Source organism: Pseudomonas sp. SDO55104_S430 (assembly GCF_054070595.1).
Genome location: NZ_JBSVXG010000057.1, coordinates 1 through 13902, shown reverse-complemented (window position 1 = coordinate 13902; position 13902 = coordinate 1). Strand labels below are relative to the sequence as shown.

Here is a 13902-nt window from a genome sequence, read left to right as displayed (position 1 = left end):
AGGCCAGAAGTGATTCCGGCAGCCTAATGGGTTGGTCAGTATTTGTCAGGGTGTGAGAGTTCGATGATGCGTTTTCGCTGCCTGTGGGTTATCGGCTGGTTGTGGTTTCCCTTGATGGGCTGGGCAACGACGGTGCCCCCGGTGCACGTCGCGGCGCTGTCGCCCAAACAACAGCAATGGCTGGCGCAGCAGAGCGAGCTGCGCGTCGGGCTGGTGCTGCAGGCGCCTTATGCGCAATACGATCGCCGCTTGCAGCGCCTGTCCGGGGTCAACGTCGAGCTGATGAAATGGCTGGCCCGGTCGCTCAAGGTCGAGTTGAGCTGGCGCAATTTTCCTGACCTCGAACAGCTGGAAGCCGCAGCGCGCGCCGGTGAAATCGATATCGCTCCAGGCTTGACCCAGACTCCCGGAGGCCTGCGGCTGTGGCAGTTCTCCGATCCGTACATGCGTGTGCCGCAACTGGTGGTCAGCGACCAAAAAAGCACCGGCGCGGTCGAGTTGGAAAAACTCGACAGCCAGACCCGCGTCGCCGTGCGCATGCCCAGCGCCACCGCCGACTACCTGCGCAGCAACTATCCACACCTGAACCTGCAAGGCGTTCCGATCGAGCGTCAGGCGCTGCAATTGTTGTTGAGCCAGCAAGCCGGTTATGCCGTGGTGGATGAGGCGCAAATGGGCCGTCTTTCCAGCGAGCCGGAGTTCGCAGGTTTAGTGGTTGTGGGAGATATCGGCCTGCCGCAACTGCTGCGGGTGGCCACCCGGCGCGATGAGCCGGAGCTGGCGGGGATCGTCGAAACCGCGCTGCGGGCCATCCCGGCAAAGGATCTGGAAAAGCTCCACGATCAATGGCTGCAACCCAAGTATCCACGGCTGACCGAGTCGCCGGGCTTCTGGCAAAACCTCAGCCTTCTGTTCCTCGTGCTGGCACTGAGCAGCATGGCCATCGTGTATTGGCAGCGCCGTCAGCAACGCAGCCTGGAGCATCGACTGGCTGCGGCGCAGGAAGACATTGCCCTGCGCGCCGCCAGCGAGGAGGCGCTGCGACTCACCCAGTTTTCCATCGACCAGAGCACCGTCGGCATCCTCTGGGTCAACTGGGACAGCCACGTGCGCTACGCCAACCGTGCCGCCGAAACCATGCTGGGTTATTCGCCGGGCGGAACCATCGACCGGCCACTGATCGACTTCGAGCCCGGCCTGCACATGGACCGCTGGCTGAACCTGTGGAAGCGTGCCCGGGCCAGTGACGAGTCGCCGCAAAGCTTCGAAACCAACTGCCTGCGCGCCGATGGCAGCATTTTGCCGGCGGATGTGTCACTGAGTTTCCTGCGTTTTCGCGATGGCGAGTATCTGGTGGTGTATCTCACCGACGTTACCGAACGCCGCCGCGCCCTGGCTGCGCTGCAGGAAAGTGAAGCGCGGTTGCAAGGGATCGCGGCCAACGTGCCAGGGCTGGTCTTTCGCCTGGAGCGGGCGCCGGTGTCAGGGCAGATCGACTTTGCCTACATCAGCGAAGGCAGCGAGAGTCTGGTGGGGTACTCGCCGGCGACCCTGGCTCATCGCGACAAAGGTCTGCGCAGTCTCGTGCACCCGGACGACAAGGCCAGCTATCACCAGACCCAGGACCATGCGCTGGACACCGATAGCGACTGGTCGTGGCAAGGTCGGATTCTTACGCGTCAGGGCGAGCAGCGCTGGGCGGAAATCAAGGCGATTACCCGACAGCTGGAGGACGGTGCCTACGTCTGGGACGGCATCGTCTGGGACATCAGCGAAAGCAAGCGCATCGAGCTGGAGCTGGCCAGCTCCCGGGAACAATTGCGGGAACTCTCTGCGCACCTGGAAAGTGTGCGCGAGGAGGAAAAGGCGCGCATTGCCCGAGAGGTTCACGACGAACTGGGGCAGATGTTGACCGTGTTGAAGCTGGAAACGTCCATGTGCGAACTGGCCTACGCGCAGCTCGATCCCGGTCTCAACGAGCGCTTGAACAGCATGAAGCGCCTGATTGCCCAGCTGTTCCAGCTGGTGCGGGATGTGGCGACGGCGTTGCGCCCGCCGATTCTCGATGCGGGCATCGCTTCGGCCATCGAGTGGCAGGCCCGGCGCTTCGAGGCGCGTACGCAGATTCCGTGTCTGGTGCGGGTGCCGGAGAGTTTGCCGGTGCTCAGCGATGCCAAGGCTGTCGGCCTGTTTCGCATCCTTCAGGAGGCGCTGACCAATGTCATGCGGCACGCTCAGGCGCATACTGTCGAACTGACACTGTCCATTGAGGGCGACGAGCTGTGTCTGGCCGTCAGCGATGATGGCGTAGGATTTGTCGCAGAGGCTGAGCGGCCGACCTCCTTTGGGCTGGTGGGGATGCGCGAGCGGGTGCTGATCCTGGGTGGGCAGTTGTTGCTGGAGAGTGAGCCGGGGGAGGGGACGACCCTGATTGTCCGGGTGCCGTTGGATGTGGCCTGAATAATTGATGTCGACTGTTCCGACGCCTTCGCGGGCAAGCCCGCTCCCACAGGGGTGAGTAAGTTTCCGAAACATCTGGGGGAGCGAGTCTGCTCGCGATAGATCCTGAATCTGGAGAAGAACGTGATCCGTGTACTGGTAGCCGAAGACCACACCATCGTCCGCGAAGGCATCAAGCAACTGATCGGCCTGGCCAAGGACTTGCTGGTGGTGGGGGAGGCGAGCAATGGCGAGCAGCTGCTGGAGACCCTGCGGCATGTGCCTTGCGAGGTGGTGTTGCTCGATATCTCGATGCCGGGAGTGAATGGCCTGGAGGCGATCCCGCGGATTCGTGCGCTGAACAATCCACCGGTGATCCTGGTGTTGTCGATGCACGACGAAGCGCAGATGGCGGCTCGGGCGTTGAAGGTAGGCGCTGCCGGCTATGCGACCAAGGACAGCGATCCATCCCTGCTGCTGACGGCCATCCGCCGGGTCGCGGCGGGTGGTCGTTATATCGATCCTGACCTGGCCGATCGGATGGTTTTCGAAGTGGGGCTGACCGATTCGCGACCGTTGCATTCATTGCTCTCCGAGCGCGAATTTTCCGTGTTCGAGCGCCTGGCCCAGGGCGCCAACGTCAACGACATCGCCCAGCAACTGGCGTTGAGCAGCAAGACCATCAGCACCCACAAGGCGCGACTGATGCAGAAGCTCAACATCAGCTCCCTGGCCGAGCTGGTCAAATACGCCATGGAACACAAACTCCTCTGACGATCATCACAGTGGCTTATCCATTTACGACACGCCTCAATGCTGCTTTTGCCTTTACTTGCCGCTTGCAGCTCGTAGTTGCCCACTGCTTTTATCCAAACGCGCCATCCTTGTAGGGCAATCCCTACCCCCAACCTTCCATCGTGCTGAGGCGATTCTCTCCTGCGGCCCGATTTGCGTGGTCTGCAGCGTCCACTAGGCTTAGTCCACAGCAGTCATCACAACAAAGGTGTGGGTATGAGCCAGGTCGATTCAAGTGCAGGGGCCAATGATGTTCTGGTCAGCTTTCGTGGAGTGCAGAAGAGCTACGACGGCGAGAACCTGATCGTCAAAGACCTCAACCTGGACATTCGCAAAGGCGAATTCCTCACCCTGCTCGGGCCGTCCGGCTCGGGCAAGACCACCAGCCTTATGATGCTCGCCGGTTTCGAAACACCGACCGCGGGTGAAATCCTGCTGGGCGGACGTTCGATCAACAACGTGCCGCCGCACAAGCGTGACATCGGCATGGTGTTCCAGAACTACGCGCTGTTCCCGCACATGACCGTCGCCGAGAACCTGGCATTTCCCCTGACCGTACGCGGCCTGAGCAAGAGCGAGGTCGGGGACAAGGTCAAGCACGTGTTGAACATGGTGCAGCTCAACAGCTTCGCCCAGCGCTATCCGGGGCAACTGTCCGGCGGCCAGCAACAGCGTGTGGCACTGGCCCGCGCGCTGGTGTTCGAGCCGCAGCTGGTGCTGATGGACGAGCCTCTCGGCGCTCTCGACAAGCAACTGCGTGAACACATGCAGATGGAAATCAAACACCTGCACCAGCGCCTGGGCGTGACCGTGGTCTACGTGACCCACGACCAGGGCGAAGCCCTCACCATGTCCGACCGGGTGGCGGTGTTCCATCAGGGCGAGATTCAGCAGATCGCACCTCCACGCACGCTGTATGAAGAGCCGAAGAACACCTTCGTCGCCAACTTCATTGGCGAAAACAACCGTCTTAACGGCCGTCTGCACAGCCAGACTGGCGACCGCTGCGTCGTGGAACTGGGGCGTGGTGAAAAAGTTGAAGCCCTGGCGGTGAACGTCGGCAAGACCGGCGAGCCGGTGACTTTGTCCATTCGCCCGGAGCGCGTGAGCCTCAATGGCTCGAGCGAGTCGTGCATCAACCGCTTCTCGGGACGGGTGGCGGAATTCATCTATCTGGGCGACCACGTCCGGGTTCGCCTGGAAGTCTGTGGCAAGACCGACTTCTTCGTGAAACAACCGATTGCCGAGCTCGATCCTGCGCTTGCGGTCGGCGACGTGGTTCCGCTTGGCTGGCAGGTCGAACACGTTCGTGCGCTCGACCCGATTCTAGAGGCGAACTGATCGCCCCGCTGCAACAACACCAACCCTGCACGTGGAGAGAACAATAAATGTTGAGATCCCTGAAATTCACCGCTTTGGCACTGGGCATGATGGGGGCTGCGAGCGCAATGGCCGCAGGCCCGGACCTGACCGTGGTGTCCTTTGGCGGGGCGAACAAGGCCGCACAGGTCAAGGCCTTCTACGCACCCTGGGAAGCGGCTGGCAACGGCAAGATCGTCGCGGGCGAATACAACGGCGAAATGGCCAAGGTCAAAGCCATGGTCGATACCAAGAGCGTGTCCTGGGACCTGGTGGAAGTTGAATCGCCAGAACTGTCCCGTGGCTGCGACGAAGACATGTTCGAGCAACTGGACCCTGCGCTGTTCGGCAAAACCGAAGATTACGTCAAAGGCGCCATCCAGCCATGCGGCGTGGGCTTCTTCGTGTGGTCGACCGTGCTGGCCTACAACGCCGACAAGCTGAAAACCGCACCGACCAGCTGGGCGGATTTCTGGGACACCAAGCAATTCCCGGGCAAGCGTGGCCTGCGTAAAGGCGCCAAGTACACCATGGAATTCGCGCTGATGGCCGACGGCGTTGCGCCGAAAGACGTCTACAAAGTGCTGGCCAGCAAGGATGGTCAAGACCGCGCGTTCAAGAAGCTCGATGAACTCAAACCAAGCATCCAGTGGTGGGAAGCTGGCGCACAGCCGCCGCAATACCTGGCCTCCGGTGACGTGGTCATGAGTTCGGCCTACAACGGTCGTATCGCTGCGGTGCAGAAAGAAAGCAACCTGAAGGTGGTGTGGAACGGCGGCATCTACGACTTCGACGCATGGGCCATTCCGAAGGGCCTGGACAAGGCGCGTGCCGAGGCTGCGAAGAAATTCATCGCCTTCTCGGTGCAGCCACAGCAGCAGAAGACCTACTCGGAAAACATCGCCTACGGTCCGGCCAACACCCAGGCTGTGCCGCTGCTGGCCAAGGATGTCCTGAAAGACATGCCGACCACCCCGGAAAACATCGCCAACCAGGTGCAGATCGACGTCAGCTTCTGGGCTGATAACGGCGAGCAACTGGAACAGCGCTTCAACGCCTGGGCTGCGAAGTAAACAGAGGCTAAGCCCTCTTGTGGGGCTGACCATGTGGCGAGGGGGCTTGCCCCCGTTGGGTCGCGTAGCGGCCCCAAAACCTGCAATCGCGATGTATCAGATACACCGAGTGCACTGGTTTTACGACTGCTTCGCAGCCGAACGGGGGCAAGCCCCCTCGCCACAGGTCCGCTCCCACCTTTTCGATTGATCAAAGATTTCCGGAGTACGCCATGGCTATCGCCGTTCCCGTGAACGCGGGCACTGACCCCACCTTGAAACAGCGGCTCAAGCACGCCGAGCGGGTCAACCGCTGGAAGGCCCAGGCGTTGATCGCGCCGCTGGTGCTGTTTCTGCTGCTGGTGTTTCTGGTGCCGATCGTGGCGCTGCTCTACAAAAGTGTTGGCAACCCGGAAGTGGTCGGCGGCATGCCACGCACCGTGTCGGCCATCGCCAGTTGGGACGGCCGTGGCCTGCCCGCGGAACCGGTTTACAAGGCGGCCGCCGAAGACCTCGCCGAAGCCCGCAAGAATCAGACCCTGGGCGATTTATCCAAACGCCTGAACATGGAACTGGCCGGCTACCGCAGCCTGCTGACCAAAACCGCCCGCGCCTTGCCGCTGGCCACGGAACCGACCTCCTATAAAGAAGCACTGGAAGGTCTCGATGAGCGCTGGGGCGATCCGGCCTACTGGCAAGCGGTACGCCGCAACACCAGCAGCATCACCCCTTACTACCTGCTGGCGGCGGTCGATCATCGTATCGATGACCTGGGCGAACTGGCCCCAGCCACCCCGGATCAGGCGATCTACCTGGACATTTTCGCCCGGACCTTCTGGATGGGCCTGGTCATTACCGTGATCTGCCTGGTGTTGGCCTATCCATTGGCATACCTGCTGGCGAACCTGCCGTCGCGGCAAAGCAACCTGCTGATGATTCTGGTGCTGTTGCCGTTCTGGACCTCGATCCTGGTGCGGGTCGCGGCGTGGATCGTCCTGCTGCAATCCGGTGGCCTGATCAACAGCGGCCTGATGGCCCTGGGCATCATCGATAAACCGGTGGAGCTGGTATTCAACCGCATCGGCGTCTACATCTCCATGGTGCATATCCTGCTGCCGTTCATGATCCTGCCGATCTACAGCGTGATGAAGGGCATCTCGCCGACCTACATGCGTGCGGCGATTTCCCTGGGCTGCCACCCGTTCGCCAGCTTCTGGCGGGTGTACTTCCCGCAGACCTATGCCGGTGTCGGCGCCGGTTGCCTGTTGGTGTTCATCCTCGCCATCGGCTACTACATCACCCCGGCGTTGCTGGGCAGCCCGAACGATCAGATGGTCAGCTACTTCGTCGCCTTCTACACCAACACCAGCATCAACTGGGGCATGGCGACCGCGCTCGGCGGCCTGCTGCTTCTGGCGACCGTGGTGCTTTACCTGATTTACAGCTGGCTGGTAGGCGCAAGCCGCCTGCGCTTGAGCTAAGGGGAGAAATGAAATGCTGAGTCCTTATATGTCGCCCATCGAGCGGGTGTGGTTCTACAGCTTGCGGATTCTCTGCGGCCTGATTCTGCTGTTCCTGATTCTGCCGGTGCTGGTGATCATTCCGCTGTCGTTCAACTCCGGCAGCTTCCTGGTGTACCCGCTGCAGGGCTTCTCGCTGCAGTGGTATCACGATTTCTTCGCCTCGGCTGAGTGGATGCGGGCGCTGAAGAACAGCATCATCGTTGCGCCGGCGGCCACAGTGCTGGCGATGATCTTCGGTACCTTGGCTGCGATCGGCCTGACCCGCGGCGATTTCCCGGGCAAGTCTTTGGTGATGGCGCTGGTGATTTCGCCGATGGTGGTACCGGTGGTGATCATCGGCGTGGCCAGCTATCTGTTCTTTGCGCCCCTGGGCCTGGGCAACAGCTTCTTCTCGCTGATCATCGTGCACGCGGTATTGGGTGTGCCGTTCGTCATCATTACCGTGTCGGCGACCTTGCAGGGGTTCAACCACAACCTGGTGCGGGCGGCTGCAAGCCTCGGCGCTTCGCCGCTGGTGACGTTCCGCCGGGTGACCTTGCCGCTGATTGCTCCGGGCGTGATCTCCGGTGCGTTGTTCGCCTTCGCCACGTCTTTCGACGAAGTGGTAGTGACCCTGTTCCTCGCCGGCCCCGAGCAAGCGACCCTGCCACGGCAAATGTTCAGCGGCATCCGCGAAAACCTCAGCCCGACCATCGCCGCCGCCGCGACGCTGCTGATCGCCTTCTCGGTGATCCTGCTGCTGACCCTGGAATGGCTGCGTGGACGCAGCGAGAAAATGCGCACTGCCCAAGTCTGACGCAACCCCTCCACTGTAGGAGCGAGCTTGCTCGCGATGGTCGTCAACGATAACGCGGGAAACCTGATACCCCACGGTTTCCCAGCGTTCATCGCGAGCAATGAACGTACCTGTCGATATCGAGAAAAATTACCGAGTGGCCTACTGATCATCGCGGTTACGGTGCGCGCGCCAAAGCAGGAGGTATACAATGCGCGCCATCGTGATTTGGCTCAGAAAAGGTGCGTCATGCAGCCCTTCGTAATTGCTCCGTCGATTCTCTCCGCCGACTTCGCCCGCCTGGGTGAGGAAGTGGACAATGTCCTGGCCGCCGGCGCCGACTTCGTGCACTTCGATGTCATGGACAACCATTACGTGCCCAATCTGACCATCGGCCCGATGGTCTGCGCGGCGCTGCGCAAGTACGGCGTGACCGCGCCGATCGACGCGCACCTGATGGTCAGCCCGGTAGACCGCATCGTCGGCGACTTCATCGAAGCCGGTGCGACCTACATCACCTTCCACCCGGAAGCCACTCAGCACGTCGACCGTTCCCTGCAACTGATCCGCGAAGGCGGCTGCAAGTCGGGCCTGGTGTTCAACCCGGCGACCCCGCTGGACGTGCTCAAGTACGTGATGGACAAGGTCGACATGATCCTGCTGATGAGTGTCAACCCGGGCTTCGGCGGGCAGAAGTTCATTCCCGGCACCCTCGACAAGCTGCGTGAAGCACGGGCGCTGATCGACGCTTCCGGTCGCGACATCCGCCTGGAAATCGATGGCGGCGTGAATGTGAACAACATCCGTGAAATCGCCGCGGCTGGCGCCGACACCTTCGTCGCCGGTTCGGCGATTTTCAATGCGCCGAACTACCAGGAAGTCATCGACAAGATGCGCTCCGAACTGGCGCTGGCTCGTCCATGAGCGGTTTCGAGCAGCTGTTCCCGGGAAGCCTGCCAAAGCTGGTGATGTTCGATCTGGATGGCACGCTGATCGATTCAGTCCCGGATCTCGCGGCGGCTGTGGATAACATGCTGCTCAAGCTCGGTCGCCAACCTGCCGGCATCGAAGCGGTGCGCGAGTGGGTTGGCAACGGCGCCCCGGTGCTGGTGCGTCGGGCGCTGGCCGGTGCTCTGGACCATTCGGCGGTGGACGATGCCGAGGCCGAACGCGCGCTGGAAATCTTCATGCAGGCCTACGGCGAAAGCCATGAGCTGACCGTGGTCTACCCCGGTGTGCGCGACACCCTGAAATGGCTGCACAAGCAGGGCGTCGAGATGGCGCTGATCACCAACAAGCCGGAGCGCTTCGTCGCTCCGCTGCTGGATCAAATGAAAATCGGTCGGTATTTCCGGCTGATCATCGGCGGTGACACCCTGCCACAGAAAAAACCGGACCCGGCCGCGCTGTTTTTCGTGATGAAAATGACCAACATCCCGGCCTCGCAATCCTTGTTTGTCGGCGATTCGCGCAGCGATGTGCAGGCGGCGAAGGCGGCTGGGGTCAAGTGTGTGGCGTTGAGTTACGGGTACAACCACGGTCGCCCGATTGCCGAAGAGTCGCCGGCGCTGGTCATCGACGATCTGCGCAAGCTAATTCCCGGTTGCCTGGACCCGGCCGCTGAGATAACGTTGGCCGACGTTGTTCAACCCCCTTCTGGAAACGCCATCGTGGTGGTCACTCGCAAACTCTGGATGAAAGTTATCAAGGCCCTGGCCCGTTGGCGTTGGCGCGCCTGACTTTTTCCTGGCCGGTCATCCGGCGCGTTTGCATACCTGACTGTTAGACCCTCAAGCCACGAGGCATATCATGATCCGCGAAGAATTCCTGCGTTTGGCCGCTGCCGGCTATAACCGCATCCCGCTTGCCTGCGAAACCCTGGCTGACTTCGACACACCGCTGTCGATCTACCTGAAACTGGCCGACGAACCCAATTCCTATCTGCTCGAGTCGGTACAGGGCGGCGAGAAGTGGGGCCGTTACTCGATCATCGGCCTGCCGTGCCGCACCGTGATGCGTGTTCACGATCATCACGTCAGCGTGACCGTCGATGGCGTCGAGACCGAAAGCCATGACGTGGAAGACCCGCTGGCCTTCGTCGAAACCTTCAAGGCCCGCTACAACGTGCCGACCATCGCCGGCCTGCCGCGCTTCAACGGCGGTCTGGTGGGGTATTTCGGCTATGACTGCGTGCGTTATGTGGAAAAGCGCCTGGGCAAGTGCCCGAACCCGGATCCGCTGGGCGTGCCGGACATTCTGCTGATGGTGTCCGATGCGGTCGTCGTATTCGACAATCTGGCCGGCAAGATGCACGCAATCGTCCTGGCCGACCCGTCGCAGGAAGACGCATTCGAACAAGGCCGTGCCCGTCTGGAAGAACTGCTGGAGAAACTCCGCCAGCCGATCACCCCGCGCCGTGGTCTGGATTTCAGCAAGCAGCAAGCGGCTGATCCGGTGTTCCGCTCAAGTTTCACCCAAGGTGATTACGAAAAAGCCGTCGACACCATCAAGGAATACATCCTGGCTGGCGATTGCATGCAGGTCGTGCCGTCGCAGCGCATGTCGATCGACTTCAAGGCAGCGCCCATCGATCTGTACCGCGCGCTGCGTTGCTTCAACCCGACGCCGTATATGTACTTCTTCAACTTCGGCGATTTCCACGTCGTCGGCAGTTCGCCGGAAGTGCTGGTACGGGTAGAAGACAACCTGATTACCGTACGCCCGATTGCCGGCACCCGCCCGCGTGGCGCCAACGAAGAGGCTGATCTGGCGCTGGAGAAAGACCTGCTGTCGGATGCCAAGGAAATCGCCGAGCACCTGATGCTGATCGACCTGGGTCGCAACGACACCGGTCGTGTATCGGAGATCGGTTCGGTGAAACTCACCGAGAAGATGGTCATCGAGCGTTATTCCAATGTGATGCACATCGTTTCCAACGTCACCGGCCAATTGAAGGAAGGCCTGACGGCGATGGACGCGCTGCGGGCGATTCTGCCGGCGGGCACCTTGTCCGGCGCACCGAAGATCCGCGCCATGGAAATCATCGATGAACTGGAACCGGTCAAGCGTGGTGTCTACGGCGGCGCCGTCGGCTACTTCGCCTGGAACGGCAACATGGACACCGCCATCGCGATTCGCACGGCGGTGATCAAGAACGGCGAACTGCACGTGCAGGCCGGCGGCGGCATCGTCGCCGACTCGGTGCCGGCGCTGGAATGGGAAGAAACCCTGAACAAGCGCCGCGCGATGTTCCGTGCGGTGGCTCTGGCTGAACAAACTCCACAAGGCTGACCGATGAGCGTTGCCCGCATGCAGGCCGCCTTGAGCGATCAAGCGCTGGACGCTGCGGGCCACTCACCCGAAAGCCGTATTAGTAGTCAGTGAATTCAAGAGGTTCTTAACGCCATGTTGCTGATGATCGATAACTACGACTCTTTTACTTACAACGTTGTGCAATACCTGGGCGAGCTCGGTGCCGAGGTCAAAGTCGTGCGCAACGATGAACTCACCATCGCCGAAATCGAAGCCCTCAACCCTGAGCGGATCGTCGTTTCCCCTGGTCCGTGCACGCCAACCGAAGCAGGCGTCTCGATTGATGTGATCAAGCATTTCGGTGGCAAACTGCCGATTCTGGGCGTCTGCCTCGGCCATCAATCCATCGGCCAGGCCTTTGGCGGCGATGTGGTCCGTGCCCGCCAGGTGATGCACGGCAAGACCAGCCCGGTGTTCCACGAAGACAAGGGTGTATTCGAAGGCCTGAATCATCCGCTGACGGTTACCCGCTACCACTCGTTGATCGTCAAGCGCGAAACTCTGCCCGATTGCCTGGAGCTGACCGCCTGGACCCAGCTCGAAGACGGTTCGGTCGACGAGATCATGGGCCTGCGCCACAAGACATTGAACATTGAAGGTGTGCAGTTCCACCCTGAGTCTATCCTGACCGAACAGGGCCACGAACTCTTCGCCAACTTCCTCAAACAAACCGGCGGCACGCGCTAAGGACCTTTCATGAATATCAAGACAGCCTTGAGCCGTATCGTCGATCACCTCGACCTCAGCACCGAAGAAATGCGCTCCGTGATGCGCGAAATCATGACCGGGCAGTGCACGGATGCGCAGATTGGCGCGTTCATGATGGCCATGCGCATGAAGAGCGAGAGCATCGACGAAATCGTCGGCGCCGTGTCGGTGATGCGCGAGCTGGCGGAAAAAGTTGAACTCAAGACCCTCGACGGCGTAGTCGATGTGGTGGGCACCGGCGGTGACGGTGCCAATATCTTCAACGTGTCGACCGCCTCAGCCTTCGTGGTTTCGGCGGCCGGTTGCACCGTGGCCAAGCACGGTAACCGTGCAGTTTCCGGCAAGAGCGGCAGTGCCGACCTGCTGGAAGCGGCCGGCATCTATCTGAACCTGACTCCGGTACAAGTGGCGCGCTGTATTGATAACGTCGGTATCGGTTTCATGTTCGCCCAGACCCACCACAGTGCCATGAAGCACGCCGCCGCTCCGCGCAAGGAGCTGGGGCTGCGCACCCTGTTCAACATGCTCGGTCCGCTTACGAATCCGGCCGGCGTGAAACATCAGGTGGTTGGCGTGTTCACTCAGGCGTTGTGCCGGCCGCTGGCCGAAGTATTGCAGCGTCTGGGCAGCAAGCATGTGCTGGTGGTGCATTCCAAGGATGGCCTGGACGAATTCAGTCTGGCTGCACCGACCTTCGTCGCTGAACTGAAGAATGATCAGATCACCGAATATTGGGTCGAACCTGAAGACCTGGGCATGAAGAGCCAGAGCCTGCACGGCCTGGCAGTGGAAAGCCCGGAAGCTTCCCTTGAGCTGATTCGTGATGCATTGGGCAAGCGCAAAACTGAAAACGGTCAGAAGGCTGCCGAAATGATCATGCTCAATGCGGGCGCCGCGTTGTACGCCGCCGATCACGCCAGCAGCCTCAAAGAGGGCGTTGCCCTGGCGCACGATGCGCTGCATACAGGCCTGGCTCGGGAGAAACTCGAGGAGCTGGGCGCATTTACCGCGGTATTCAAAGTGGAGAATGAGGGATGAGTGTACCGACGGTTCTGGAAAAGATTCTGGCGCGCAAGGTTGAGGAAGTGGCCGAGCGCAGCGCTCGCGTCAGCCTCGCCGAGCTTGAGAATCTGGCCAAGGCGGCCGATGCACCCCGAGGTTTTGCCAAGGCGTTGCTGGATCAGGCCAAGCTGAAACAACCGGCAGTCATTGCCGAGATCAAGAAAGCGTCGCCAAGCAAAGGCGTGATCCGCGAGAACTTCGTTCCTGCCGATATCGCCAAAAGCTACGAGAAAGGCGGCGCGACCTGCCTGTCGGTGCTGACCGATATCGATTATTTCCAGGGCGCCGACGCCTACCTGCAGCAGGCCCGCGCGGCCTGCAAGCTGCCGGTGATCCGCAAGGACTTCATGATCGATCCATACCAGATCGTCGAAGCCCGCGCATTGGGCGCCGACTGCGTGCTGTTGATCGTGTCCGCCCTGGATGACGTGAAAATGGCCGAACTGGCATCCGTGGCCAAAGATGTCGGTCTTGATGTGCTGGTGGAGGTTCACGACGGCGACGAGCTGGAGCGCGCCCTGAAAACCCTCGACACGCCATTGGTCGGTATCAACAACCGCAACCTGCACACCTTCGAGGTAAGCCTGGAAAACACACTCGATCTGTTGCCGCGCATTCCCCGTGATCGCCTGGTCATCACCGAAAGCGGCATTCTCAATCGGGCGGATGTCGAGCTGATGGAAATCAGCGACGTTTATGCGTTCCTGGTCGGCGAAGCGTTCATGCGCGCCGAGAGCCCGGGCACCGAGTTGCAGCGTCTGTTCTTCCCTGAGCGTGGTGTTCCGGTAAGCGGTTCTACCCTCGACTGATTACAGTCAGACCGAGGCGCCTTTTTCGCGAGCAAGCCCGCTCCCACATTTAAATGCGGTCTAATGTG

Annotated in this window: 12 protein-coding genes; all 12 read left to right on the top strand. The window is 60.8% G+C overall.

The features are described from left to right. Nucleotides 1-63: 63 nt before the first annotated feature. The 12 genes from ACW9JE_RS12710 (at nt 64) to trpC (ending at nt 13834) form a co-directional block, all read left to right on the top strand. The gene (locus ACW9JE_RS12710; protein ID WP_457432942.1) at nt 64-2460 is read left to right on the top strand and encodes a PAS domain-containing sensor histidine kinase; all 2397 of its coding nucleotides are present in this window, start codon (nt 64-66) and stop codon (nt 2458-2460) included. Nucleotides 2461-2583: 123 nt separating this feature from the next. After that, complete coding sequence (locus tag ACW9JE_RS12705) at nt 2584-3213, top strand: response regulator (protein WP_224540450.1); 630 nt, start codon at nt 2584-2586, stop codon at nt 3211-3213. Nucleotides 3214-3450: 237 nt separating this feature from the next. Next, nucleotides 3451-4575, top strand: a complete 1125-nt coding sequence (locus tag ACW9JE_RS12700) for an ABC transporter ATP-binding protein (RefSeq protein WP_224540448.1) — start codon at nt 3451-3453, stop codon at nt 4573-4575. Between the two features lie 47 nt (nt 4576-4622). After that, nucleotides 4623-5666 (top strand): ABC transporter substrate-binding protein, encoded by a 1044-nt coding sequence (locus tag ACW9JE_RS12695; RefSeq protein WP_224540446.1) that lies wholly within the window; start codon nt 4623-4625, stop codon nt 5664-5666. A 212-nt stretch (nt 5667-5878) separates the two neighbouring features. After that, nucleotides 5879-7126, top strand: coding sequence for an ABC transporter permease (locus tag ACW9JE_RS12690; RefSeq protein ID WP_224540443.1), 1248 nt, complete (start codon nt 5879-5881; stop codon nt 7124-7126). A gap of 13 nt (nt 7127-7139) precedes the next feature. Then, entirely contained in the window at nt 7140-7964 is an 825-nt protein-coding gene (locus ACW9JE_RS12685) for an ABC transporter permease (RefSeq protein WP_224540441.1), read from the top strand. A gap of 228 nt (nt 7965-8192) precedes the next feature. After that, nucleotides 8193-8867 carry a ribulose-phosphate 3-epimerase gene (rpe, locus tag ACW9JE_RS12680; protein WP_053162900.1) on the top strand — a complete coding sequence of 225 codons (675 nt, stop codon included), beginning with the start codon at nt 8193-8195 and terminating at the stop codon, nt 8865-8867. Further along, nucleotides 8864-9682: a phosphoglycolate phosphatase gene (locus tag ACW9JE_RS12675; protein WP_224540439.1), complete on the top strand. Its 819-nt coding sequence runs from the start codon at nt 8864-8866 to the stop codon at nt 9680-9682. The genes rpe and ACW9JE_RS12675 overlap by 4 nt, the downstream gene beginning before the upstream one ends. Before the next feature lie 70 nt (nt 9683-9752). Then, complete coding sequence (gene trpE, locus ACW9JE_RS12670; RefSeq protein WP_224540437.1) at nt 9753-11234, top strand: anthranilate synthase component I; 1482 nt, start codon at nt 9753-9755, stop codon at nt 11232-11234. A 114-nt stretch (nt 11235-11348) separates the two neighbouring features. Next, nucleotides 11349-11942 (top strand): aminodeoxychorismate/anthranilate synthase component II, encoded by a 594-nt coding sequence (locus tag ACW9JE_RS12665; protein ID WP_150634269.1) that lies wholly within the window; start codon nt 11349-11351, stop codon nt 11940-11942. 9 nt (nt 11943-11951) lie between these two features. After that, entirely contained in the window at nt 11952-13001 is a 1050-nt protein-coding gene (gene trpD / locus ACW9JE_RS12660) for an anthranilate phosphoribosyltransferase (protein ID WP_457432941.1), read from the top strand. After that, on the top strand, nt 12998-13834 hold the full coding sequence (gene trpC / locus ACW9JE_RS12655) for an indole-3-glycerol phosphate synthase TrpC (RefSeq protein ID WP_457432940.1): 837 nt from the start codon (nt 12998-13000) through the stop codon (nt 13832-13834). The genes trpD and trpC overlap by 4 nt, the downstream gene beginning before the upstream one ends. Nucleotides 13835-13902 lie beyond the last annotated feature (68 nt).

Bases quoted from the DNA above. Each gene is read 5' to 3' on its own strand.
- ACW9JE_RS12665 (WP_150634269.1), top strand. From the start codon at position 11,349: ATGTTGCTGATGATCGATAACTACGACTCTTTTACTTACAACGTTGTG.
- trpD (WP_457432941.1), top strand. From the start codon at position 11,952: ATGAATATCAAGACAGCCTTGAGCCGTATCGTCGATCACCTCGACCTC.
- ACW9JE_RS12685 (WP_224540441.1), top strand. From the start codon at position 7,140: ATGCTGAGTCCTTATATGTCGCCCATCGAGCGGGTGTGGTTCTACAGC.
- ACW9JE_RS12700 (WP_224540448.1), top strand. From the start codon at position 3,451: ATGAGCCAGGTCGATTCAAGTGCAGGGGCCAATGATGTTCTGGTCAGC.
- ACW9JE_RS12710 (WP_457432942.1), top strand. From the start codon at position 64: ATGATGCGTTTTCGCTGCCTGTGGGTTATCGGCTGGTTGTGGTTTCCC.
- trpE (WP_224540437.1), top strand. From the start codon at position 9,753: ATGATCCGCGAAGAATTCCTGCGTTTGGCCGCTGCCGGCTATAACCGC.
- rpe (WP_053162900.1), top strand. From the start codon at position 8,193: ATGCAGCCCTTCGTAATTGCTCCGTCGATTCTCTCCGCCGACTTCGCC.
- trpC (WP_457432940.1), top strand. From the start codon at position 12,998: ATGAGTGTACCGACGGTTCTGGAAAAGATTCTGGCGCGCAAGGTTGAG.
- ACW9JE_RS12690 (WP_224540443.1), top strand. From the start codon at position 5,879: ATGGCTATCGCCGTTCCCGTGAACGCGGGCACTGACCCCACCTTGAAA.
- ACW9JE_RS12675 (WP_224540439.1), top strand. From the start codon at position 8,864: ATGAGCGGTTTCGAGCAGCTGTTCCCGGGAAGCCTGCCAAAGCTGGTG.
- ACW9JE_RS12695 (WP_224540446.1), top strand. From the start codon at position 4,623: ATGTTGAGATCCCTGAAATTCACCGCTTTGGCACTGGGCATGATGGGG.